19 protein-coding genes are annotated in these 23,454 nt (G+C 55.7%); 14 read left to right on the top strand and 5 right to left on the bottom strand.

The features are described from left to right. Window positions 1-124: 124 nt before the first annotated feature. From EQG79_RS27595 to EQG79_RS27585, 3 genes are all read right to left on the bottom strand, one after another. Complete coding sequence (locus tag EQG79_RS27595) at window positions 125-946, bottom strand: anti-sigma factor (RefSeq protein WP_077922009.1); 822 nt, start codon at window positions 944-946, stop codon at window positions 125-127. Further along, window positions 943-1,497: an RNA polymerase sigma factor gene (locus EQG79_RS27590; protein WP_077922008.1), complete on the bottom strand. Its 555-nt coding sequence runs from the start codon at window positions 1,495-1,497 to the stop codon at window positions 943-945. Before EQG79_RS27590 ends, EQG79_RS27595 begins: the two co-directional genes overlap by 4 nt. A 198-nt stretch (window positions 1,498-1,695) precedes the next feature. Continuing rightward, window positions 1,696-2,694, bottom strand: coding sequence for a fasciclin domain-containing protein (locus tag EQG79_RS27585; protein WP_129605985.1), 999 nt, complete (start codon window positions 2,692-2,694; stop codon window positions 1,696-1,698). Window positions 2,695-2,833: 139 nt separating this feature from the next. On the opposite strand from EQG79_RS27585, the gene amaB reads away from it, so the two are divergent. Beyond that, window positions 2,834-4,375, top strand: a complete 1,542-nt coding sequence (gene amaB, locus EQG79_RS27580) for an L-piperidine-6-carboxylate dehydrogenase (protein ID WP_129605983.1) — start codon at window positions 2,834-2,836, stop codon at window positions 4,373-4,375. A 223-nt stretch (window positions 4,376-4,598) separates the two neighbouring features. Here the strand turns inward: amaB and EQG79_RS27575 are convergent, their stop codons facing one another. Next, window positions 4,599-4,844: a helix-turn-helix domain-containing protein gene (locus EQG79_RS27575; protein WP_077922005.1), complete on the bottom strand. Its 246-nt coding sequence runs from the start codon at window positions 4,842-4,844 to the stop codon at window positions 4,599-4,601. Between the two features lie 68 nt (window positions 4,845-4,912). On the opposite strand from EQG79_RS27575, the gene EQG79_RS27570 reads away from it, so the two are divergent. The 5 genes from EQG79_RS27570 to EQG79_RS27550 all read left to right on the top strand — a co-directional run bounded on the left by EQG79_RS27570 (window position 4,913) and on the right by EQG79_RS27550 (window position 13,448). Continuing rightward, window positions 4,913-5,479 (top strand): GIY-YIG nuclease family protein, encoded by a 567-nt coding sequence (locus EQG79_RS27570; protein ID WP_129605981.1) that lies wholly within the window; start codon window positions 4,913-4,915, stop codon window positions 5,477-5,479. Window positions 5,480-6,244: 765 nt separating this feature from the next. Beyond that, window positions 6,245-8,413 carry a polysaccharide lyase family 8 super-sandwich domain-containing protein gene (locus EQG79_RS27565; RefSeq protein ID WP_129605979.1) on the top strand — a complete coding sequence of 723 codons (2,169 nt, stop codon included), beginning with the start codon at window positions 6,245-6,247 and terminating at the stop codon, window positions 8,411-8,413. Window positions 8,414-8,438: 25 nt separating this feature from the next. Then, complete coding sequence (locus EQG79_RS27560) at window positions 8,439-9,377, top strand: polysaccharide deacetylase family protein (RefSeq protein ID WP_129605977.1); 939 nt, start codon at window positions 8,439-8,441, stop codon at window positions 9,375-9,377. Between the two features lie 92 nt (window positions 9,378-9,469). Further along, complete coding sequence (locus EQG79_RS27555) at window positions 9,470-11,446, top strand: glycoside hydrolase family 97 protein (protein WP_129605975.1); 1,977 nt, start codon at window positions 9,470-9,472, stop codon at window positions 11,444-11,446. 106 nt (window positions 11,447-11,552) lie between these two features. Continuing rightward, the gene (locus EQG79_RS27550) at window positions 11,553-13,448 is read left to right on the top strand and encodes a YgiQ family radical SAM protein (protein WP_129605973.1); all 1,896 of its coding nucleotides are present in this window, start codon (window positions 11,553-11,555) and stop codon (window positions 13,446-13,448) included. Between the two features lie 367 nt (window positions 13,449-13,815). On the opposite strand, the gene EQG79_RS27545 is transcribed toward EQG79_RS27550, so the two are convergent. Next, the gene (locus EQG79_RS27545; protein ID WP_077922061.1) at window positions 13,816-14,388 is read right to left on the bottom strand and encodes a DUF2911 domain-containing protein; all 573 of its coding nucleotides are present in this window, start codon (window positions 14,386-14,388) and stop codon (window positions 13,816-13,818) included. 103 nt (window positions 14,389-14,491) lie between these two features. Between EQG79_RS27545 and EQG79_RS27540 the strand changes: the two genes are divergently transcribed. The 8 genes from EQG79_RS27540 (at window position 14,492) to EQG79_RS27505 (ending at window position 23,427) form a co-directional block, all read left to right on the top strand. After that, the gene (locus tag EQG79_RS27540; protein ID WP_129605971.1) at window positions 14,492-15,919 is read left to right on the top strand and encodes a glycosyl hydrolase; all 1,428 of its coding nucleotides are present in this window, start codon (window positions 14,492-14,494) and stop codon (window positions 15,917-15,919) included. Further along, the gene (locus EQG79_RS27535; RefSeq protein ID WP_077921998.1) at window positions 15,916-17,361 is read left to right on the top strand and encodes an oxidoreductase; all 1,446 of its coding nucleotides are present in this window, start codon (window positions 15,916-15,918) and stop codon (window positions 17,359-17,361) included. Before EQG79_RS27540 ends, EQG79_RS27535 begins: the two co-directional genes overlap by 4 nt. Continuing rightward, window positions 17,355-18,128, top strand: coding sequence for a 3-ketoacyl-ACP reductase (locus EQG79_RS27530; protein WP_129605969.1), 774 nt, complete (start codon window positions 17,355-17,357; stop codon window positions 18,126-18,128). Before EQG79_RS27535 ends, EQG79_RS27530 begins: the two co-directional genes overlap by 7 nt. Window positions 18,129-18,201: 73 nt before the next feature. Next, on the top strand, window positions 18,202-19,503 hold the full coding sequence (locus EQG79_RS27525; RefSeq protein WP_129605967.1) for a Gfo/Idh/MocA family protein: 1,302 nt from the start codon (window positions 18,202-18,204) through the stop codon (window positions 19,501-19,503). A gap of 81 nt (window positions 19,504-19,584) precedes the next feature. Beyond that, a complete protein-coding gene (locus EQG79_RS27520) occupies window positions 19,585-20,838 on the top strand; it encodes an MFS transporter (protein ID WP_077921995.1) in 1,254 nt (417 codons plus the stop codon). A gap of 222 nt (window positions 20,839-21,060) precedes the next feature. Continuing rightward, window positions 21,061-21,234 (top strand): DUF1059 domain-containing protein, encoded by a 174-nt coding sequence (locus tag EQG79_RS27515; protein WP_077921994.1) that lies wholly within the window; start codon window positions 21,061-21,063, stop codon window positions 21,232-21,234. 43 nt (window positions 21,235-21,277) lie between these two features. Next, window positions 21,278-21,550, top strand: a complete 273-nt coding sequence (locus tag EQG79_RS27510) for a DUF4242 domain-containing protein (protein ID WP_077921993.1) — start codon at window positions 21,278-21,280, stop codon at window positions 21,548-21,550. Between the two features lie 284 nt (window positions 21,551-21,834). Continuing rightward, entirely contained in the window at window positions 21,835-23,427 is a 1,593-nt protein-coding gene (locus EQG79_RS27505; RefSeq protein ID WP_129605965.1) for an amidase, read from the top strand. Window positions 23,428-23,454: the final 27 nt, after the last annotated feature.

Below are 23,454 nucleotides of genomic sequence, written 5' to 3'. Positions count from 1 at the left end.
TACGGGCTGAGAACGGCCACCGTTTGGCAACGAACCGGCTGGTTATGTGCGCAAAAAAAGTACGCGCTGGAGTCGTAGCCAACCCGGCTGCCTACCTGTAAAACAAGGGAAATCTGACGAACGTTCAGGCATCGACCGGCGACATCGCCAGGAGGGTCGAGAGCGTAGGGGTGGGGCTGCCACCGCGTTTTTCGACGGTTACCGCAAAGGCGTCGGCCCGATCGATGGTGCGGTTCAGGCGCTGGATGGCGAGGTTGTTACTGCCCGCTTCGAAGACACCCGCGTCGATTGGCTGACCACCCGCCAGCGACCACAGCTGGTACTGCTGATCGGGGCGGAGCGGGGGCAGTGATCGTACCTCAACCGCTACCTCGCGGGTTTTGGCGTTCCAGAAGACCAGCATACGGCCACTGGGTGCTTTGTCGTTGCCGCGCAGTTCGATGGTACGCATGCCGGGTTTGCTCAACAGCGCCAGCGACTGCTCTGCCCGCGATTGCTGGGTGTGTAATTGCTGAACTTCTGACTTGAGGGAGTCATTAGCTGTTCGTAAGGAAGCGACTGTCTGCTGGTTCGTACGCAGCTGGGAGACCAAAAAAAAAGCGAAGCCTAACACTAAAATGCCGACTGATGCGGCTACGAGCCAGGTTGTTCGGAAGGTAGGGCTTCCGTCCTTCCAGGGGTCAACGGGCAGAGGGCGAACAACGGCCGGGGCAACGGGCTTCTCGAAATCGAGCTGTTTCAGTAGATTCTCTTTAACGGACGCTGGTGGTTCAACACTGTATGCCTGGGCGTACTGTTCAAGAGCCGTCGACAGGTGGTCAAGCTCCTGCCGGATTTCAGGATAAATAGAAGATAGGCATTCGACCTCGCGCCGTTCCTGATCGCTTACCGCTCCCAGGACGTACGATTCTAAAATACCCGACGCTATATATTCTGTTACATTCATGACTTGAATAGTTGCTTTAATTCCTGCAACGCGGCCCGTATCCTGGTTTTCACCGTACCCAGCGGCAGGTTCAGTTCTTCGGCGGCTTCCTCATGGGTATAGCCGCCAAAATAAACCAAATCGATCAACTGTTTCCGGTCAGGCCGCAACCGGTTTACAACCTCCTGTACGCCAATGTGGTCAGGGTTGGGTTGCTCCGTGTGATGCTGGCGGTCAACTATATGTACGCTCTCTTCGTCGGTTCGGATTGCGCCGGATGGTTGAGTCTTGCGCGCGCGCAGTGCATCAATGGCCGTGTTTCTGGACACGTTGAGCATCCAGGTAAACAGACGCCCCTTGGTGGCATCATACGCATCCAGGTTTTTCCATATTTTAACGAATATATCCTGCAACAAATCTTGGGCCTGCTCATCGTCACGCACAATACGCAACACCACACCGTACAGAGCAGCCGAATACTGATCGTAAAGCCACTGAAAAGCCTGCTGGTCACGCCGGATCAGTTTTTCGAGCAGCACACTTTCGGAGACTAAAGAAGACTGGCGTTTCACGCAAACAGAGTTAATTGAGCCAAATATAGCGGAAATTCAAACGAACAGATGACGGGCCCGTTCTTATCGCTTAGGTAACCTTTGATCATGCTGGCACTGTCTACACAAAGGCGAAAAGTACGACAATATAACGAATGAAGTGGTCAGTTTGCTCATTTCTGCAAACTGACCACGCTGCTGTGTTCCGTAAAACAGGCATTACTGGAACGCCGAAGCACTCATTTTGTTCATTAGAACCGAATCGATACTATGTATGACGCCGTTTACCTGGAACTGGTCCGTCTGGCCCAGGCGCACCGAATGCCCCTGTTCGTCGGTCAGGGTTACCCCACCGTTGGTGGCCTGCGCGGTCAGGGTGGCGCCGGCCATCGTTTGCAGCATCGCTTTGCCGTTACCCGCTTTGATGCGCCGGTTCAGCTCCTGCGCGTCGATGTTTTCCTGCACCACATGATAGGCCAGCAGTTGCTTCAGGGCATCTCGGTTGCGGCCCTCCAGCAAGCCAGCCTGCACCGCTGTCGGCAGCCGTTTGAAAGCCTCATTGGAGGGAGCAAATACGGTATAAGGACCATTGCCTTTCAGCGCCACGTCCATTTCGGCCGACTGCAGCGCGTTCTGTAGAGTCGTATAGTTGGGCGACGAGGCTACAAAATCACCGATGCTGGTGTTTCGTTCAGTGCTGCCGGCTTTAACAGCGGGGGTTTTGCTGGTCTGAGCGTTGGCTATAGCCGCTACTCCCGCCGACGAGGAACTCCCGGCCGACTGGCGACGAGCCGAGTTATCAGACCCATCGGTGCCGGGCGGGGTGCCCGATGTTGAGCTGGGGTTGGTGGTATTGGGGTTGCTGCCTGCACCCGTGGGCGCATTGACCGCATTGTTGGTATTGTAGTTCGTCGTGTTGCTGTTGTTGATACTCGTGCCGCTGCTGGATGAACTCTGGCGGTACTGCGCATCCTGCGGGCTCGTGTTGGTATTGGGCTGGGAACTGTTGTCGCGGCTGTTCTGATTGGTCCGGTTCCGGCGGGTGGCCCGTTTCTGCGCCCGGCTGTTGCCCGATGCAGGAGTAGAGTCCGGAACCACGGCACCCTGCGGATAGGTAGTTGATGTAGCGGCACCGGTAGGCGTATTCTGACTCTGTCCGGCGGTAGCGGCCAGCGCGAGAACAAGCGCCGACAGGCCAAAGGTTTGGATGGGTTTCATAACGTTTCGGGATTGTTGAGTAATGCTTATGTCGATGTTTTAACCGGAATGGGTGCAAAAAGTTTGCCCGGTGCTGGCTGCTGTTTCCGCAAAGGCCAATAGCTTTGCCCCATCAATAACTCATCACAGACAACCGTTTATGCAGTCTATTCTTCCCTTACCCACTCAGCCGGTCAAACCCGGCACCAGTACCGGCCAGGCGTTCTGGCCTGGTACAGCCGAGCGGGATCATACTGGCAAAACCATCGACTCGTACTCGCCGGCCGATGGTCAGCTGATTGCCCGCGTTCACCTCTCTACCCGGGCCGACTACGACCGGGTTATTCAGACCGCCCAGGCTGCTTTTGCCGAATGGCGTCAGGTGCCGGCACCGCGCCGGGGCGATATCGTCCGGCAGATGGGCGATCAGTTCCGGCGGTACAAACGCGACCTCGGAACGCTGGTCAGTTACGAAATGGGCAAATCGCTCCAGGAGGGCCTCGGCGAAGTACAGGAAATTATCGACATCTGCGATTTTGCCGTGGGCCAGTCGCGGCAGCTGTACGGCCTGTCGATGCATTCGGAGCGCCCGGCTCACCGGATGCTGGAGCAATGGCATCCGCTGGGCATTGTCGGTATCATTTCGGCCTTTAATTTCCCCGTGGCGGTCTGGTCCTGGAACGCCATGCTGGCCTGGGTATGTGGTGATGTCTGCGTCTGGAAACCGTCCGAAAAAACACCGCTGACGGCGCTGGCCTGCCAGCAGATCATTGGTGACGTGCTGCGTAACAACGATGTGCCCGAGGGGGTGTCGTGTCTGGTAACGGGCGGCCGGGATGCGGGCGAATGGCTGGCGCGCGACCCGCGGGTGGCGCTGGTATCGGCTACGGGCAGCACCCGGATGGGGAAGGCCGTGGCCGAAACGGTAGCGGGCCGGCTGGGGAAGAGCCTGCTCGAACTGGGCGGCAACAACGCTATTATTGTCTCCGACCATGCCGATCTGGATATGGCTATTCCGGCCATCGTGTTTGGGGCGGTTGGTACGGCCGGGCAGCGCTGCACTACAACCCGCCGGCTGATTGTGCAGGAAAGTATTTATGACGACGTGAAGAACCGGCTCAAAAACGCATATGCGCAACTACGGATCGGTAATCCGTTGGATGAATCGTTTCATGTCGGGCCGCTAATCGACAAGCAGGCCGTGGCGGCTTACCAGGCTACGGTCAGGGAGATCCGCGAGTTGGGCGGTCGTTTCGTTGTCGAGCCCGGCGTACTGGATGGGTTGGGTTTCGAGTCGGGCTGTTACGTGCGCCCCTGTATTGCCGAAGCCGAAAACGAATGGCCAGTCGTGCAGCGCGAAACCTTTGCTCCTATCCTGTACCTGCTCAGCTATACGACCCTCGATGACGCCATTGCGCAGCAGAATGGCGTGCCCCAGGGGCTGTCGTCGTCTATTTTTACCCTCAACATGCGCGAAGCCGAGCGGTTCCTGTCGATGGCGGGGTCTGATTGTGGGATTGCCAACGTGAACATCGGCACATCAGGAGCCGAGATCGGCGGAGCGTTTGGGGGCGAAAAAGAAACCGGTGGAGGCCGTGAGTCGGGTTCCGATGCGTGGAAAGCGTATATGCGCCGACAGACCAACACCATCAACTACGGCACGACTATGCCGCTGGCGCAAGGCATCACCTTCGAGCTGTAAAGTGCAATACATAAGTAGAACGGGTTTTCTGAAGCTATTGGGCCAGGTTGTTCGATACTTCGGGAAGCCCGTTTTTTTGCTTTTGTCATTTATATAAAAGCCTTATTTTTCATAAAGTGACGAAATTTTAACACACTTTCGGACTGAAAAATGTGAATGTAAAAGAATAAGCTAGCTTAAAGGGAATAAATAATTGCGATGCATTGAAAGGTAATTAATTCTATTAGGATATAATTGGTTTTCCTTCTCCCGTCAATACATAACGCATATTCATCGTTGGAAATTTAGTCGCTATCTCGGCCAGTGATTCGCTGCTGAGATAGGTTTTATTTCCGATATGCCGGTAAAATTTCTCCCGGCTATATCCTAATTCTTTCGCTAATCGGTAGACCGTCATCTCCTGCGCGGCCAGGGCTTCCTTGAGCCATTTTCCCTGAATGGTGTTCTTTTTTTCTCGTCGTCCTGCCATGAAACAAAGGTAAAAAAATATATGTATTTTTTGTTGTATATAAGTATTGTTAGTAGTATATTTAACACATGAAAATCAGCGAAAAAACAACCGAGAAAAGCATTGATTTTGGGCAGATTCTGGCGGGCGAAACGCTTCGCAAACCGCAGCCCTGCGTCTATTACCTGATAGATGCCAACAACGAAGTCGTCTACATTGGTCAGACGCTAAATCTGAGATCGCGGCTGCTGGAGCATCGGATTGCAGGGGTCAACTTTGCCCGATTCAGGTTCTTTACCTGCGACGAACATGACCTGGATCGGCTTCATCAGGAAGCCCTAAGTCGGCTCAAGGCCGAACCGGCCAAACCACCTAGAGCCGTATCGACATCGGGCCTGTTGAGCAAACCGCTGATTTGCATGAAGCACAACATTACGCCCCTCGCTTTCGACCGGCTGCGGGAGGCTTTCGGGTTAAAACCGGCTGGGATGTTCGGAAACGCCAAATATTACAAACCCGAAGACGTAGATGCGTGGGTCCGGCGGTTCAAAGGACTGGTCGTATCGGGGCGGCATGTCCTACAGGCAAGGCCTACCTATATGGCAGTGGGGATCAGCGCCCGAACCAAACAGATTCAGCTTTATACGAAACGATAGTGAAAACCAGTACGCCACCAGCGGCCCGGCTCTGCTGCGGCTGATCGTCTCCCAACAGGGCAGGGGGTAAGATTGGCCGTAGCCGGTGCCTTACCAGAATGGGGCTAAACCGGCTCGTCAGAAAGCAGTTGGGCCCGTGAGTTCGGGGGGTGTTGAGCGGCTTCCGGGCAGGCCCTGTTGAGGTACCCATTCAGTGGCAAAAAAGTAGTGTAAAATTTGAGGCTATAAAGATCAAAATACACGAGCTAAATAGGCTACATAGTGCCGAGTTAATTTCTACAGATCTATTGCTAAAAACGGTAGAGGATGGCGTTGATTTAATAAGTAATGTATAGTGTCAGGAATTTGATGCTATTGTTGTCAGGATTAGTTGGATAACAATTGTCTTTCTATATTTGAAAATCAAAATAGATGGCGAAATACTTCGGAAAATTTTAAGTAACAAAATTCGACTGGTTATAGTGGATGTTTCTGTTATTTTTCACACTAAAGGTTTGTAAGTTTTTAGTGTGAAAAGTAACAGAAACGGCTAAATAATTATTGCGTGTTCTGTAGATGAAGGATTAACTACATGAAGTGTAAATTCAAAACCTGTTTGAACAGGTATGTTGTTGGTTGTTTAGTTGATGACAGCAGGTCTACACATCGACTACTGGTCAGTCTGCCGGTAGTCGATGTGTTCGTTAAGTCGCTGGTCTATCAATAGAAACCGGTATGAGTCAGCTTTATGAAGCAACTAAACCCGAATCTTCTAGCTGACTCTTTATGAAATCCAGAACTCAACGTCTGTTGCTTGTTCCAGTACTGGCTCTATGGGCCTCATTTTGCCTGGCCCAGAGCGAGGTGAAACTAATCAGGGAGCGTATTGTAGCCGATCTGATGGCGACGCCCGTTGTCGACAGTCAGGTAGACGCCATCCTGGCCCGGATGAATGAAGACGGCAGTTTTCAGAACATCAACTATGCCGACCTGAGCCGAACGGCCAGCTTTCCGCACGGAGGCCATACGCGCGATCTGGTCTACATGGCCAAAGCGTATAAAAACAAATCGTCGAAGTTTTACCGCAGCAAAACACTTAAAGATCGTATCGCTCAGGGGCTGGCGTACTGGGTCAAACACGATTTCGTTGGCGATAACTGGCACGACAATCAGATTACCACCCCCACCAATCTGGGTAACCTGATGCTGGTCATGGCCGATGAGCTGCCGAAAGAGCTGGTTGCCAAAGCGCAGCCCATGATTGGGCGGGCCAACATGAACGCGTCGGGAGCCCGGCCCAGTGGTGACCGGATCGTCATTGCGGGCATTCTGGCCAAAAACCTGCTGGTTCAGAATAACTACCAGGAATTCGATACTATCATCAAAATCATTGAGGGCGAGCTGAAGTTTGCTACCGGCGAGCGGGGTATGCAGCATGACTACAGCTTCCATCACCGGGTCGACCGGGTCAACAACACTTCGTCGTACGGATACGGGAAATACGCCAACGCCTACGGGGAGTGGTCGTTCTACGTGGCAGGTACTAAGTATGCGTTCGCCAAAGAGAAGATCAACCAGCTCGTAGATTATTACCTCGACGGGATCTACAAGCAGATGGTATATGGTGTTTACGACGACATCAGCGTCAAGAACCGGAGCATTTCCGAGCGGGGCGCCACATTTACGCCCAAAAGTACCCTCGAAATCGAACGGCTGCTGGTGAGCACCGACTATCGGAAAGCCGAGCTGGACGAGATTATCCGGCTCCGCAAGGGCGAAGCCAAACCTACCGCATCCTTCGCGAAATTTTTCTGGCAATCGGAACACTTCGTTTTTCAGCGCCCGCGCTTTTACACCACCGTCCGGATGTTTTCGACCCGCAACCGGAATATGGAAGAGCCGTATAACGGACCGGGCAAAACGACCCACCACCGCGCCGATGGCACCAATTACCTCATGCTGAAAGGGGATGAGTACCACAACATCTGGCCCGTTTACAACTGGCAGAAGATTTCGGGGACCACCATCATGCAGAAAGCCCAGCTGCCCGGCCCCGACGAGATTCAGAAAGACGGGCTGACCGATTTTGTAGGTGCCGTTACGGACGGTATGTACGGGGCCGTAGCGTTTGATTTCAAGAGCCCTCACGACGGACTGGAGGCCAAAAAATCGTGGTTCTTCTTCGACGAGGAGTACGTTTGCCTCGGCACCGATATCAACTCGAAACCTAACCTGCCGGTAGTAACCAGCCTGAACCAGGTCATGATGCGGAGCGATGTTCGTCTGATGCAGGACGGTAAGCTGACCACCGTACCGAAAGGCAGCCGAACCCTCGACAAGGTAAAATGGGTACACCACGACCGGATCGGCTATATATTTCCGGAACCCGCCACGGTTGGCCTGTCTAACCAGACCGAAACGGGCCGCTGGTCAGACATTACCGACCAGAAAAATATCAGTAACGAACTGATTCGGGAAGATGTGTTTTCGCTCTGGTTCAATCACGGCAACAAACCCAGTGGGGCTTCGTATCAGTACATCGTGGTGCCGGACGTGTCGGAGCAGCAGTTGAGCGAAACCAGCCGTTCCAATCGCTCCATCGAGATTCTGGCCAACACCCCTGACCTGCAGGCCGTTCGACACGGTCAGCTGGGTATCAGTCAGCTGGCGTTCTACAAAGCCGGCACCGTAGAGGTTGAGAAGGGCATCAGCGTGCAGATGGACAGCCAGGGTATGGCCATGCTGAAAATGAAGAACGGCCGCCTGAGTGAACTGACCCTGGCCGACCCATCGAGAATGCTAAGCCGTATCCTGCTGTCGGTGACGGGTGTCTACAAATCGAAAGGAGATCATTTTACAACGCTGGTCAACGAGGGGCAGAACAGTACCTTGTTCATCGTTGATCTTCCGCAGGGTGTTTATCTGGGCAAAAGTGTTCAGCTCAAGGTAGACTGAACCCCCTTGTCACTTATTTATCTACATGCATCGGTCGTTTATTTTCCTGCTACTGGCTGTTAGCCTGGCCAGTCCTCTCCGGGCCCAGAAAGAAATCTGTATTACCATCGACGATCTGCCCACCGTCTCCAGCGTCTATCGGACCCCGGGCGGCAAGGACTCGCTCACGCGTCGGTTGCTGACGCAGCTTCGGCAGTATACTGTACCCGCCATTGGATTTGTGGTTGGGCAGCAGCTGCTGACAGACGGGCAGGTTGATCAGCGCCAGATGAACCTCCTGACCCAGTGGCTGAACGCCGGTATGGAACTGGGCAACCATACCCTGGCTCACAAAGGCTACAATGCCATTTCGGCGGTTGCCTACCAGCAGGATGTGCTGGGTGGAGAGGCCTTCGTAAAGCCCCTGGTCGAACAGGCTGGCAAACAGTTTCGGTATTTTCGCCATCCGTTTCTACACCGGGGCAACTCGGCGGGTAAGCAGGACTCGCTTCGTCAGTTTCTGTCAGCGCGGGGCTATCAGGAAGCGCCGGTATCGATCGATAATTCAGATTACCTGTTTTCGGCTGCTTATGATAAGGCGCTGCTCCGAAACGACACTGCGCTGGCCAGCCGTATCGGCAGTGAATACGTGACCTATATGGTGGCAACGGTACGCTACTACGAAGCGCAGGCTGACTCGCTGTTTGGCCGCCCGATCCGGCATGTGCTGCTGACCCATGCCAATACCATCAACTCGTTCTACCTGGGCAAACTTCTGGCCCAACTCCAGACGGAGGGGTACCGGTTTGTGTCGCTCGATAGAGCCCTGGAGGACGAAGCCTACCGGTCAACCGATCGCTACGTGGGGAATGCGGGTATTTCGTGGATACACCGCTGGGCACTGACGCAGGGAAAGAAGGGGACTTTCTTCGCCGGTGAGCCCGAAGTGCCTGCCTACATCAGTGCGCTGGTTGACCAGCGATGAGGCTGGTGGAGCGCGCGTGGGTCAGGTCTGGCATACGGATGACACAGTAGTGACGACAAGCCGGTTTCTTTCGTGTAAAACTACCGGTTGCCATGCGCTACTATTTCTTTCTGGGGTATTTGCTGCTGAGTATTCAGGGTAAAGCTGCGCCCCGTCCGTTTCAACGAATCATTACGTCGCCCGATGGTCGCCTGTCGGTAACGGTGACCGTTACCGACAGTACCCGATACGCCGTTAGCTACGAGGGGCGGCTGCTGGTCAGGCCTTCGGCGGTGGCGATGACGCTGGCAGGGGGGCGGTCACTGGCCGTAGGAGACGAGGTTCGTCAGAGTCGGGTGCGCACCGTGCGGGATAGTATTGTGCCCGAAGTGGTTACTAAACGCCGACTGATCCGGGATCATTTTACGGAGCTGACCCTCGACTTCCGGGGTAACTACGCCCTGCTGGTTCGGGTCTATGACGACGGGATGGCTTACCGATTCCGGACCAGCCTGGCCGACTCGCTGACCATACTGAACGAAACCGCCCGTTTTGCGCTGGTTGATGACCCGACGGTATATTTCCCGGCGGTACAGAAGCGGGCCGATGCGGATCGGTTTCATACTTCTTTCGAAGAGTTGTATTCGATAAAGCCGCTCAGTCAAGTGCACGATACCACGCTGGCGTTCTCGCCGGTGTTGGTAGCCGGGTCGGGATCGGTGCCCCGGATCGTCATTACTGAGTCAGACCTCGACGATTACCCCGGCATGTTTCTGGCCCGCGACGGGCAGAGCCTGAAAGGGGTTTTTGCGCCGATTCCGCTGGCCGAACGAATGACAGCGGGTGGGTTTCCGCAGCTGATCGTTACCCGGCGCGCCGATTTCATCGCCCGAACCAGCGGCAAACGCAGCTTTCCGTGGCGGGTGCTGGTGATTGGCACCGACCGAACCCTGCCCGAAACGGATCTCATTTACCGGCTGGCCGCGCCCAGTCGGGTCAGCGACGTGTCGTGGGTACGTCCCGGTAAATGCACCGATGAGTGGATTACCGATATCAACCTGTTCAACGTGCCGTTTCGGGCGGGGATCAACACAGCCACCTATAAATACTACGTCGACTTTGCCAAACGCTTCGGGTTTGACCGCATCCTGCTCGATGCGGGCTGGTCCGACTATACCGATCTGTTCAAAATCAACCCGGATCTGAACGTACCTGAGCTGGTGGCTTATGCCCGTTCTCAGGGCGTCCGGCTTAGCATGTGGACGCTCTGCTCGACCCTGGACCGGCAGCTGGAACCAGCTCTGAAACAGTTCAGCGACTGGGGTGTCGATTTCATCATGACCGATTTTATGGATCGCGACGATCAGAACATGGTTCGGTTTTATAGTCGGGTGGCCGAGGCCTGCGCGCGTCATAAGATCATGATCATGTTCCACGGCGCTTACAAGTCGGCGGGGTTTGAACGGACCTGGCCCAATGCCATTACACGGGAGGGGGTGCTGGGCTCGGAGTATAACATCTGGAGCAGCAAGCCTACGCCCGAGCATGATCTGCTACTGCCTTTCATTCGGATGGTTGCCGGCCCCATGGACTACGAGCCGGGCCTGCTCGATAATGCTACCAAGGAGCAGTTCAGGCCGATTGCCGGTAAAGTTATGTCGCAGGGAACCCGCTGCCACCAGCTGGCCATGTTCGTTGTCTATGACAGTCCGATACCGATTTTCTCGGGCAATCCGTCGCAGGCTTATCTGGAGCCTGCCTTCATGGAATTTCTCGGCTCTATCCCCGCTGCTTTCGACGAAACAACCGTACTGGACGCGAAGCTTGGCGACTACCTCGTTACGGCCCGGCGCCGGGGCACCGACTGGTACATCGGTGGGCTGACCGACTGGACGGGTCGCCCCATGAACCTGCCCCTCACCTTTTTAGGAGACGGCACGTTTGAGGCTACCCTGTGCACCGATGGACCTAACGCGGATCGTAATCCGGTCGATTATCAGCTGAGCACCCAAACCGTTCGGGCTACTGATACACTCGGTCTGAAGCTGGCTCCCGGCGGTGGATTTGTGGTCCGAATACGCCGGAAATAAGCAATCGTAACCGCTATACGTTGAGCAGCAGCCCCATAATTCATGACCGATCATTGAATTATTTCGTAAATTCGATGTTTTTCAGACTAGATAAGCTCGCGTACCGATGATTGAAAGACCCCTTACAGACTGGTTGCCTCTGACGATGAAAGAAGTTGAGAAAAGAGGCTGGGACGAAGTTGATATCGTGCTGGTGTCGGGAGATGCCTACGTGGACCACCCCGCCTTCGGAACCGCTGTAATTGGCCGTATCATGGAGAGCGAAGGGTTTCGGGTAGCCATCATTGCCCAGCCCAACTGGAAAGATGACCTGCGCGATTTCAAAAAGTTTGGCCGTCCCAAATACTTCTTCGGCGTAACGGCGGGTTGTATGGACTCGATGGTGAACCACTATACGGCCAACAAGCGTCTGCGCTCCAACGACTCCTATACGCCCGGTGGCGAAGCGGGTTTCCGCCCCGACTACGCTACCATCGTGTACACCAAAATTCTGAAAGAGCTCTATCCCGACGTGCCGGTATTGCTGGGTGGTATCGAGGCTTCGTTGCGTCGGGTTACCCATTACGATTACTGGCAGGATCGGCTGATGCCGTCGATCCTGGTCGATGCGGGCGCCGACATGCTCGTTTACGGCATGGGGGAGCAGCCCCTTCGGGAGATTCTGAAACTGGTTCGTCAGGGGGTTCCGTTTACGTCGATGCGTAACATTAACCAGGTCGCTTTCCTGCACGATGCCGACACCGAACTACGCGATTACAACAACTGGGAGTCGGTCGAGCTGGCGAGCCACGAGCTGTGCCTGGCCGATAAGATCAGGTACGCGGCTAACTTCAAAATTGTTGAAGTAGAGTCTAATAAATGGCAGGCTAACCGGATTCTTCAGCAGGTGGGTGACAAAGTGCTGGTCATCAATCCGCCCTTCAAGACCATGGATGAGGCCGAGATCGATAAGTCATTCGACCTGCCCTATACGCGCCTGCCCCACCCGAAGTACAAAAAGCGGGGCCCCATTCCGGCCTACGAAATGATCAAGTTCTCGGTCAACATGCACCGGGGGTGTTTTGGCGGCTGTAGCTTCTGCACCATTTCGGCCCACCAGGGTAAGTTCGTAGCCTCCCGGAGCGAGGCCTCGGTGTTGAAAGAGGTGGACGAAATCACGAAGCACCCCGAATTCAAGGGCTATATTTCTGATCTGGGCGGGCCGTCGGCCAATATGTACAAGATGAAGGGCAAAGACGAGTCGATCTGCGCCCGCTGCCAGAGCCCGAGCTGTATCCATCCCGTTATCTGCTCGAACCTCGATACATCCCATAAGCCGCTTACCGAGATTTACCGTAAAGTCGACGCCAACCCGAACATCAAGAAAGCCTTCGTGGGTTCGGGGGTTCGGTACGATTTGCTGGTCGATGATTTTAACAAGAACAACGCCGACGGTAACCACGACGAATACATGGAGCAGCTGGTGACGCGCCATGTGTCGGGTCGGCTGAAAGTAGCCCCTGAGCATACGTCAGACGATACACTGCGGGTAATGCGGAAACCGTCGTTCAAGTATTTTAAGCTGTTCAAGCAGAAGTACGACAAGATACAGGAGAAGTATAATCTCAAACAGCCCCTGATCCCGTACTTCATTTCGTCGCACCCCGGCTGCGAAGAGCAGGATATGGCCAACCTGGCCGCCGAAACCAAAGACCTGGGCTTTCAGCTCGAGCAGGTGCAGGATTTTACGCCTACGCCGATGACCGTAGCCGAAGTTATCTACTATTCGGGAGTTCACCCGTACACGCTGAAGCCCGTAAAAACGGCGAAAACGCGGGAAGAAAAGCAGGCGCAGAACAAATACTTTTTCTGGTACAAACCAGAATACAAAGACTGGATTCGAAACCGGCTCAACAAACTTAACCGACCCGATCTGGCTGATCGGCTGCTGGGCAGTGCCAAAAAAGAAAACACCGGTAAACCGAAGTTTTCCGGGCACTACTCCGGTAAGAAAAAGCGGTAACCCTTGTTTGATAGCGACGTCTTTCGCTGAGACACAGCCAGGTCCTACGACCAACTAGCGGAATTACGGGCGAGGCACTGTCAGGGTCTGCGACCACTGACAGGCCGGACACACACCCTGCCAGTGGTCGCAGACCCTGACAGTGGTGGAGTAGCAGCCAAACAATGTCGTTAATACAAGTGAGGCACTGTCAGGGTCTGCGACCACTGACAGGCCGGATGCATACCCTGCCAGTGGTCACAGACCCTGGCAGTGGTGGAGTAGCTACTGACCAGCAGTGTTGTTAACCCCAATTCGACCGAGGCACTGTCAGGGTCTGCGACCACTGGCAGGCCAGACCGCACTTTTCAATGGCTAACCAATCTCGTCAAAACGACATAGGTACAGCGACTACGGTAGTATCCCAGCCCATGTACATTGTCGCCGTTTTAGGGTCTTTCTTCGCGAATTGAATCGAGAAGTTTTCCAGGGCGGTGTCGCTTTTCTGCACTGGCACCGTTACGCGGGCTACGTCCAGCGCCTGGTTGTAGCTATAAGCGCCCCATTGATCAAGGTCGGAGCTGATGATGATGGTCCATTCTGTTTCGTTCGGGATGGCCAGCAGCGCGTAGGTACCCGCTGGAATTTTCTTGTTCCCAATCGTTACATCCTGGTAGAATCTGATCTCCGGCGCTTCGTTGGCACCGACCCGCCATACTTTTCCGTAGGGGGCCAGCTTGCCGAATAGCTCGCGTCCGTTTTTGGCCGGGCGGCTGTACGTGACCCGAACCATCGCTTTGTCGGTGCCGATTTTGGCCGGGGCAAATTTGCGATCATGGGCGTAGTCGTCCGGATAATAGGCCATGTCCATCGGCGATTTGTCGAGACCCCGGAACGTTTGGGCTATAGCGTCAGTGAGCGAAAGAAAAAGCAGGCCGATGAGTAACGCGGTTTTTTTCATAGGGGTAGGGGTTGTCATGTGAAACAGAAGTAGAATCTGGACAAATGCTGGTTTTCAGCCTTGAACAGCAAGGCTAACAAAAAATTGCATTACTCCAACCCGCATGGTTCAACTTAATTCGTCGCGTACTCCGGCTAACCTGTCCACCAAACTCCGGCAGTTTTGGGACATCTCGGCTCAAAAAATTAACCTGATTGAGCAGGGCTACGACCCCGGCAAAGGATCGCCTGTTTTTACCATACAGGGTCGTTACACCACCCGCGGCTGGACCGAATGGACGCAGGGCTTTCAGTACGGCTCGACCATTCTTCAGTTCGACGCAACGGATGCGCCCGAGTTCCTGACGGCTGGTCGTCAGAAAACACTGACGGCTATGGCCCCGCACATAAGCCATGTGGGCGTACACGATCACGGATTCAACAACGTCAGTACCTACGGCAACCTGCTCCGGCTCATGAACGAGGGTAGGATCCCGTTCAACGAATGGGAGAAAAACACGTACGAACTGGCTCTTAAAATTTCGGGAGCGGTCCAGGCCAATCGCTGGACAACGATCAAAAGCACCTCAGCCGGAACCCCGGCCGGGTTTATCCATTCGTTCAACGGGCCGCATTCTCTTTTCGTCGATACCATCCGATCGTGCCGGTCGCTGGTGGTCAGTCATTTGCTGGGGCACACGTTTCAGGGCGAAGGTGATCGGGTGATCAACCTGCTGGAGCGGGCGCTACTCCACATCCGGGCTACGGCCGACTACGCCGTTTACTATGGAGAAGGACGCGATTCGTACGACGTTTGGGGGCGCACGGCCCACGAAAGTATTTTCAACGTTACCGATGGCAATTACCGCTGCCCCAACTCGCAGCAGGGCTATACCGGATTCAGCACCTGGACCCGCGGCCTGGCCTGGGCTATGTGCGGCTTTGCCGAAGAACTCGAAGCACTATCTGCAATTTCTGACGATGAACTGGCTCCGCTGGGCGGTCGCGATGCCCTCGAAGCCATGATGAGCCGGGCCGCCCGCGCTACCTGCGACTTCTACATCGATAACACCCCTACCGACGGCGTGCCGTACTGGGATACGGGTGCTCCCAACCTGCATAAGCTGGGCGATTATCTCAACCACTCCGCCGATCCTTATAACGAGTACGAACCGGTCGATAGCTCGGCCGCGGCCATTGCTGCGCAGGGCCTGCTGCGGCTGGGAAACTACCTCATCAGCAAGGCGAAACCTGTTGATGTCGAAGCGGGTCGGCGGTATTGGCAGGCTGGCCTGACCGTGCTCGATACGCTGCTCAGCGAGCCTTATCTCAGTACCGACCCGGCGCATCAGGGGCTGCTGCTGCATTCGGTCTACCACCGGCCCAACGGCTGGGACTACGTTCCCGACGGGCGTAGCGTTCCCTGCGGGGAGTCGAGCATGTGGGGCGATTACCATCTGCGGGAGGTGGCGCTGTACTGCCAGCGGATCATCGACAACGCACCCTACTACACCTTTTTCAGCCAGATTGTCAACCACGAACAGCTAGTATGAGCGGAAAATACAAACCGAAATACACCCGAATGGCCCAGCTCAAAACGGCCTCCGATCTGGCCGGTTACCTGCAAACGGGTGGTATCGATCTGGCCTTTGATGAGGAGTTGCTGCCACCCTCGGGAAGTCCGTTTACCGAGTCCATTCCGCTGCGGTCGGGTAAGACCATTGGTAACCGCCTGTGTATTTTGCCCATGGAAGGCTGGGATGGCACCCCCGACGGAAAACCGACGGACTTTACCCGACGGCGCTGGCTGAAGTTTGCCGAGAGCGGGGCCAAGCTACTGTTTGGCTGCGAAGCCGTGGCGGTCTGTCACGAAGGAAAAGCCAACCCTAACCAGCTGGTCATCAATTCCGACAATCTGGATGAGTTGATCCGGCTCCGTCAACTCATTCTCGACACCCACAACCAGCGGTTCGGCCGTACCGATGACCTTGTGATTGGGCTCCAACTCACCCATTCGGGGCGATTCTGCAAGCCGAATAGCCACAAAAAATTCGAATCGAAAATACTGTATGCGCATCCCTACCTCAATCAGAAATTCGGGATGGAGCCCGACTACCCAACCCTGACCGACGAGGCTATCGACGGTATCATCGATCACTACATTGCCGCGGCTGTACTGGCCCAGCGGGCGGGGTACGACTTTGTCGATATCAAGCACTGCCACGGCTACCTGGGTCATGAGTTCCTGAGCGCCGTAAACCGACCCGGCAGATACGGTGGCAGTTTCGAGAACCGGACCCGCTTCCTGCGCTCCATCGTTGCCGGTATCCAGCAGGCTGCACCGGGCCTGGAAATGGCCGTCCGGCTGAGTGCGTTCGATTTATTGCCGTTCAAAAAAGGCGCGAATGAGGTGGGCGAACCCGAGAAAACGGATGCGTATCCGTTCGCGTTTGGGGGGCAGCCGTCGGGCCTCGACATTGATCTGACTGAACCGAAGGCGTTTCTGGCGCTGGCGCAGTCGCTGGGGATTCAGCTGGTTTGTATAACGGGAGGAAGCCCTTATTACAACCCGCACCTGATGCGCCCGGCCCTGTTTCCACCCTCCGACGGTTACCTGCCGCCCGAAGATCCGCTGCGGGGCGTGAAGCGGCAGATCGACGTGACGGCCGAACTGAAACAGGCGTTTCCAGAACTGGTCATTATCGGGTCGGGCTATTCGTACCTGCAGGAGTGGCTGCCCAACGTAGCGCAGCATGTACTGCGAACCGGCATGGCCGACAGCGTTGGCTTCGGACGGATGGTGTTGTCGTACCCGACCATGCCCGCCGATCTGGTAGCGGGCAGGCCGCTGGTCCGCAATCAGATTTGCCGGACGTTTTCCGACTGTACGACGGCGCCCCGCAACGGGCTGGTGTCGGGCTGTTACCCGCTGGATACGCTGTACAAAAAATTGCCCGAAGCCGGAACGTTGAAAGCTATCAAGGAAGCATGGTAAAACGGGTTGCATTCGTCACCGGAAGTAGCCGGGGTATCGGGCTGGGCATTGCCGAACACCTGGCCCGAAAAGGCTTCGATCTGGCCATCAACGGCGTGCGCGACGAGTCGTCGGTAGGGGCGGTGCTCGACCAGTTGCGGCAGTTCGGTACGGAGGTGATCTACTGCCAGGGTAGCATTGCCGATGCCGACGCCCGGGCCGGTATGGTGGACCGCATCAGGACGCACTTTGGGCAGCTGAACCTGCTGGTTAACAATGCCGGTATAGCCCCCAGCGTTCGCGCCGACGTGCTGGAGGCTACCGAAGCGAGCTTCGACCAGGTGCTGAACATCAACCTGAAAGGTGCCTATTTTCTGACGCAGACCGTAGCAAACTGGCTGATCGCCCAAAAAAAGGCAACGGCCGATTTTCAGGCCAGTATTATTACCGTATCGTCCGTGTCGGCCACTGTGGCGTCGGTTAACCGGGGCGATTACTGCATCTCGAAAGCGGGCCTGAGTATGGCTACGCAGCTGTTTGCCGTACGGCTGGGCGAGTTTGGTATTCCGGTCTACGAGGTGAGGCCGGGAATTATAAAAACCGATATGACCGCCGGTGTGGCGGAGCGCTACGATACACTGATTGCCGGCGGACTCACCGTACAACCCCGCTGGGGACTGCCCGACGATGTGGGGCGGGCTGTAGCGGCCATTGCCGACGGCGGGTTTCCGTACTCGACCGGCCAGGTGTTTATGGTTGACGGCGGGCTGACGCTGGCCCGACTGTAGGCTGATGGACGAGGATAGACAAATAACCTTTTAGACTGCTCAATACCAACCCGTTTTCCTAAACCTCCTGATCATGACCAATCCTTCTTACTCCCGACGTAAATTTATCCAGACCGCCGTGGCCGGCTCAGCGGTGCTGGGGCTGCCGACCATTATTCCAAGCCGAGCCTTCGGAGCCAACGACCGGTTGCGGGTAGCCGTTATCGGTATCAACGGGCGCGGTAAAGACCACATTGCCGGCTTCTCGAAGCTCGATAACGTAGAGGTGGCCACCCTGTGCGATGTTGATAATGTGGTGCTGCAAAAAGGAGCGGCCGATTTTGAGGCCAAATACAAGCGGAAGCTGAAAACCGAACAGGACCTGCGCAAAGTCTACGACGACAAGGATATAGACGCCGTCAGCATTGCCACGCCCAACCACTGGCACGCGCTGGCGGCTATCTGGGCCTGTCAGGCGGGAAAGGACGTGTACGTCGAAAAGCCCGGTTGCCACAATCTGTTCGAGGGGCGCAAACTGATCGAAGCCGCTACCAAATACAACCGCATCGTGCAGCATGGCGTACAGCTGCGGAGTTCGGTAGCTATTCAGGAGGCCATACAGCACCTGCGCGATGGTCTCATCGGTAAAGTCTACATGGCGCGCGGCACCGTGTATAAGTGGCGGGCCGACATCGGTAATCTGGGCAACTCGCCCGTACCGCAGGGGCTGGACTGGGATCTGTGGCAGGGACCAGCTCAGGCAAGGGAGTTCAGCAAAAACTACGTTCATTACAACTGGCACTGGTTCTGGGATTACGGCAACGGCGACATCGGTAACCAGGGTATTCACGAAACGGATCTCTGCATGTGGGGACTCGACGTGGGGCTGCCCGAAAAAATTACCTCGGCGGGGGGTAAATTTTTGTGGAACGACTGCAAGGAAACCCCCGAGGTGCTTACCTCTACCTATCACTACCCGAAGCAGGGCAAGATCATTGAGTTTGAAGTACGTCCCTGGATGACCAACAAAGAAGACGGCGTTGAAGTCGGCAATATCTTCTACGGCGACAAAGGCTATATGGTCATCAACGGCTACGCCGACTACAAAACCTACCTGGGCCGCAACCGGGAACCTGGCCCCGCTCGCAACGCCGGTGGCGATCACTATAAAAACTTCGTCGATGCTGCCCGCGCCCGCGACAAAAAAATGCTCAACGGTCCCGTTGAAACGGCGCACCTGGCCTCTTCGCTGGCGCATCTGGGCAACATTGCCTACCGGCTGGGGCGTACCCTCGACTTCGATCCGCAGAAAGAGGTATTCATTGGCGACAAACAGGCGAACGCTATGCTCACCCGCAAATACAGGGCCCCCTACGTAATACCTACCACCGTCTAGTTTCACGGAACCCCGTCGGCGGGTCAGCGCCAGCTGCGCCTGCTCGGCAGACGGGTACGTCCCTAACGACTCCGAAACCCCATGACTTTACCCGATTCTTCAGTCACGACCGCGCCCAAATCGACGCGGCAGCATCTGCTTCAGCTGCCTGTACTGGTGGCTGCGCTCGGCTATTTCGTCGATATGTATGATTTATTTCTGTTCAGCGTAGTTCGGGTGCCGAGTCTCAAAGCGCTGGGTGTATCGGAGGAGCAACTGCTGCCCGAAGGCGTTTTTCTGCTCAATATGCAGCTGGCAGGGCTATTGATCGGGGGCGTACTATGGGGTGTGCTGGGCGACAAGCGGGGCCGACTGTCGGTCCTGTTCGGGTCGATTCTGCTGTACTCGCTGGCCAATATCGCTAACGGTATGGTTACGGACCTGAACCAGTATGCCCTGCTGCGTTTTATCGCCGGTGTGGGTCTGGCGGGCGAGCTGGGGGCGGGCATCACCCTCGTTGCCGAAATTCTGCCCAGACAGCTGCGGAGCTACGGGTCTATTCTGGTGGCGACGATGGGGGTGCTGGGGGCCATTACGGCCTATTTTGTGGCCGATCTGTTCGCCTGGCGCATGTCGTACTTCGTGGGGGGCGGGCTGGGGTTGCTGCTGCTCGTGCTGCGTTTCAACGTGTTTGAGTCAGGCCTGTTCGAAACGCTCAAATCAAAGCCGGTCGAGCGGGGTAACTTCCTGAAGCTGATTACCCATCCGCCGAGCCTGCGCAAGTACGCCCTGGCCATTATAATGGGTATCCCGTTATGGTTCGTGGTCGGTATTCTGATTACGTTTTCGCCGGAGTTCGGGCGACACGCCGGACTGGCCGAACCCATCGTTGCAGGTAAAGCGGTGATGCTGGCTTTTGCCGGTCAATCGGTGGGCGATATTGTGAGCGGGTTACTGAGCCAGCGCCTGCAGAGCCGCAAAAAAGCCATCCGGATTTTTATTCTCCTGTCGTTTGCCATGATGCTGGTCTACCTGCTGGCTCCTATCAGCCAGACCAGCCAGTTTTATCTGATCTGTGTTGGTCTGGGGTTCTGTAATGGGTACTGGACGCTGTTCATCGTGCTGGCGGCTGAGCTTTTCGGCACAAACCTGCGGGCTACGGTGGCTACGTCGGTTCCCAATTTTGTGCGCGGAGCTACGGTGCCGCTTACCTGGCTGTTCGTCTCGCTGAAGCCATCGCTGGGGCTCACCAACGGTCCCTTGCTGATCGGTGGGACAGTGGTGCTGTGCTCGCTGGTAGCTCTAAATTTTCTGGAAGAGACCTTCAGCAAAGACATGAATTACGTGGAGGGATAAGGCCGCGCCTGAACGGTTGTAAAATGAGTAAGTATTCATAGGTTAGCGGCTGGGCGTCAGTGTATTGTTAGTAAGCGGTAGGGGAGGCCTGGTCAATGACCTTTCGATAAGTTAGATAGAAGGCATCGGTTACAAACCCGTATTTTCGGTGTACATCCCCGCGCTTCATACGCAGGAGACAAACACCCAAAACGATCCGCTCACCCTAATCTCCAGACACCCATGAAAACGCTTAACTGCCGCGATGCCGGTTTCGACTGCAACGCCCAAATCCACGCCGAAACCGACGAGGAAATTCTGGCCCAGGCCGCTGAACATGCCAGCAGCGTACACGGCGTAACGGTAACGCCCGAACTGGCCGAAGGGCTCAAGTCCCTGATTCACGAAGAGGCCTGAGCCATCGCGCATTCGGTAAACACCTCGCCAAACCGTTCACGCCATGCCGAAATATGTAATAGAACGAGACATTCCGGGCGCCGGCACGTTATCCGCCGATCAGCTGAAAGGAATTTCACAAACCTCGTGTGGGGTGCTCAGCACCATGGGACCGCAAATTCAGTGGCTACAGAGCTACGTAACGGGCGATAAGATTTACTGCGTCTACATCGCTCCCGATGAAGAAATGGTTCGGGAACATGCCGAACAGGGTGGCTTTCCCGCCAACGCCGTCAACGAAGTAAAGACCGTTATCGATCCGACAACGGCGGAGTAACTAGTTTCTTCCTGCGCGGGTGGGGCCAACCGATCCCATCCGTGCAGCAAGAAACTGCGTTTGCTGTCGGCGGCCACGGTTTTTTGGTCGGGTGACCTGCGGTTTTTCTGAGGGCTCTGGCAGAAGATGAATCTGTTGAAACGCCCGGACAGCTTCTATACTATTTATTCTGGCCATAGGTCAATGGACAAAATAAATACCGCTTTTATCGTGCCTGGGTGGCGGGGTTGTGGCTGCAAACCCTAATTTTACCATACGGTTATATTGTTCGCCCAGCCCCCCGTATGCGATCATCTCTACGTTTGCTTCATTCAGTACGCATTGTCCTGCCAGCTCTTCTGGTAAGCTTATTGGTGAATCCGGTTGCTCAGGGGCAACGCAAGGGTAAACAAGCGCCCGCAGCTGAATTTGAACTGCCGGAAGCAACCATCGCGGCTGTTCATCGGGCGTTTCGGACGGGCTCGCTGACGAGCGAACAGTTGGTAAAAGCTTACCTGGATCGGATTGAAGCCTACGACCAGCCGACCAAACTCAATTCCATCATCATTACCAATCCCGAAGCGATGGCTACCGCCCGGGTGCTGGATGCCGAGTTTCGGAAAACCGGTAAGCTGCGGCCACTGCATGGTATTCCGGTCATCGTTAAAGACAATTTCAACACGAAGGGACTACAAACCACCGGCGGCTCCGTGGCCCTGAAAGGATTCGTGCCGACCGAAGATGCCTGGCAGGTGCAGAAACTGCGCGACGCCGGAGCCATCGTACTGGCCAAGTCGAATATGGCCGAGTGGGCGTTTACCCCTATGCATTCCCAGAGCTCGATCGGGGGCGAAACGCTGAATCCGTACAACCTGGCCCATGTGCCGGCCGGGTCGAGCGGAGGAACGGCGGCTGCGGTAGCGGCTAATCTGGGAACGATCGGGCTGGGTTCCGACACGGGCAACTCCATTCGCGGGCCCGCGTCGCACAACGCACTGGTCGGTTTTCGGACGTCGCTGGGGCTGGTGAGCCGGTACGGTATCATTCCGCTCTATACCCGCAATGACGTAGGCGGGCCGATGTGCCGAACGGTTGAAGATGCCGTAAAGGTGCTGGCCGTTACGGTGGGCTACGACCCCCGCGACCCCATCACGAAACACAGCCAGGGCAAAATCCCTGACAACTACACCCAGTTTTTGCAGGAGGATGGCCTGCAGGGCGCCCGAATCGGGGTGATGCGCCAGCTGGTCGACAACCATATTGATCCGGAAATCAAACAGCTCTTCGAGCAGGCCCTGGCCGATCTGGTTCAGGCAGGGGCGCAGGTCGTCGACGTCACCATACCCAATCTGGACTCGCTGCGGGCCAACCAGTGGTGCGCCGACTTCCGAACCGATATAGAAACCTATCTACGGACTTTCGTTAAGCGGGATACGCTCAAAACGCTGGAAGACATCATCCGGGTAGGCGGCTACTCGGACCTCGTGCGTAACCGGCTCCTGACCCAGCAAACCCATTCGGGGCGACCGGTGCATCCTGAAATTCCCTGCGGTGACGCCTTCACCGATCCGCTTCGGATTGCCTACCGCAGCGCTATCGAAGCCGCGATGGACCGCCAGCAGCTCGATGCCCTGATTTACCCGACCTGGAACTACCCACCCGCGCGGGTAGGCGATGCGGCCGGTTATAAAGGAGATAATAGCCAGCTTATTGCCCCCGCAACGGGTTTGCCTGCCTTCACCATTCCAATGGGCTACACTCCGGGCAACTTACCGGCTGGGATTCAGTTCCTGGGCCGACTCTTTGCCGAGCCCACCCTGATCCGGCTAACGTACAGCTACGAACAGGCCACCCAGCACCGGGTGGCGCCCAGCCGGTTTCCGGTCCTGGCGAAATAGACAGGAACTCGTACGTTTTACTGTTTG

This window comes from Spirosoma sordidisoli (assembly GCF_004138325.1).
Classification (GTDB): domain Bacteria; phylum Bacteroidota; class Bacteroidia; order Cytophagales; family Spirosomataceae; genus Spirosoma; species Spirosoma sordidisoli.
The sequence above is the reverse complement of the archived record's forward strand: the minus strand, read 5'-3'. Positions and strand labels throughout refer to the sequence as shown.

What these genes read in the sequence shown, in the direction of transcription:
- EQG79_RS27595 (WP_077922009.1), bottom strand. Translation starts at nt 946, where the DNA reads ATGAATGTAACAGAATATATAGCGTCGGGTATTTTAGAATCGTACGTC.
- EQG79_RS27585 (WP_129605985.1), bottom strand. Translation starts at nt 2,694, where the DNA reads ATGAAACCCATCCAAACCTTTGGCCTGTCGGCGCTTGTTCTCGCGCTG.
- amaB (WP_129605983.1), top strand. Translation starts at nt 2,834, where the DNA reads ATGCAGTCTATTCTTCCCTTACCCACTCAGCCGGTCAAACCCGGCACC.
- EQG79_RS27575 (WP_077922005.1), bottom strand. Translation starts at nt 4,844, where the DNA reads ATGGCAGGACGACGAGAAAAAAAGAACACCATTCAGGGAAAATGGCTC.
- EQG79_RS27570 (WP_129605981.1), top strand. Translation starts at nt 4,913, where the DNA reads ATGAAAATCAGCGAAAAAACAACCGAGAAAAGCATTGATTTTGGGCAG.
- EQG79_RS27565 (WP_129605979.1), top strand. Translation starts at nt 6,245, where the DNA reads ATGAAATCCAGAACTCAACGTCTGTTGCTTGTTCCAGTACTGGCTCTA.
- EQG79_RS27560 (WP_129605977.1), top strand. Translation starts at nt 8,439, where the DNA reads ATGCATCGGTCGTTTATTTTCCTGCTACTGGCTGTTAGCCTGGCCAGT.
- EQG79_RS27555 (WP_129605975.1), top strand. Translation starts at nt 9,470, where the DNA reads ATGCGCTACTATTTCTTTCTGGGGTATTTGCTGCTGAGTATTCAGGGT.
- EQG79_RS27550 (WP_129605973.1), top strand. Translation starts at nt 11,553, where the DNA reads ATGATTGAAAGACCCCTTACAGACTGGTTGCCTCTGACGATGAAAGAA.
- EQG79_RS27545 (WP_077922061.1), bottom strand. Translation starts at nt 14,388, where the DNA reads ATGAAAAAAACCGCGTTACTCATCGGCCTGCTTTTTCTTTCGCTCACT.
- EQG79_RS27540 (WP_129605971.1), top strand. Translation starts at nt 14,492, where the DNA reads ATGGTTCAACTTAATTCGTCGCGTACTCCGGCTAACCTGTCCACCAAA.
- EQG79_RS27535 (WP_077921998.1), top strand. Translation starts at nt 15,916, where the DNA reads ATGAGCGGAAAATACAAACCGAAATACACCCGAATGGCCCAGCTCAAA.
- EQG79_RS27530 (WP_129605969.1), top strand. Translation starts at nt 17,355, where the DNA reads ATGGTAAAACGGGTTGCATTCGTCACCGGAAGTAGCCGGGGTATCGGG.
- EQG79_RS27525 (WP_129605967.1), top strand. Translation starts at nt 18,202, where the DNA reads ATGACCAATCCTTCTTACTCCCGACGTAAATTTATCCAGACCGCCGTG.
- EQG79_RS27520 (WP_077921995.1), top strand. Translation starts at nt 19,585, where the DNA reads ATGACTTTACCCGATTCTTCAGTCACGACCGCGCCCAAATCGACGCGG.
- EQG79_RS27515 (WP_077921994.1), top strand. Translation starts at nt 21,061, where the DNA reads ATGAAAACGCTTAACTGCCGCGATGCCGGTTTCGACTGCAACGCCCAA.
- EQG79_RS27510 (WP_077921993.1), top strand. Translation starts at nt 21,278, where the DNA reads ATGCCGAAATATGTAATAGAACGAGACATTCCGGGCGCCGGCACGTTA.
- EQG79_RS27505 (WP_129605965.1), top strand. Translation starts at nt 21,835, where the DNA reads ATGCGATCATCTCTACGTTTGCTTCATTCAGTACGCATTGTCCTGCCA.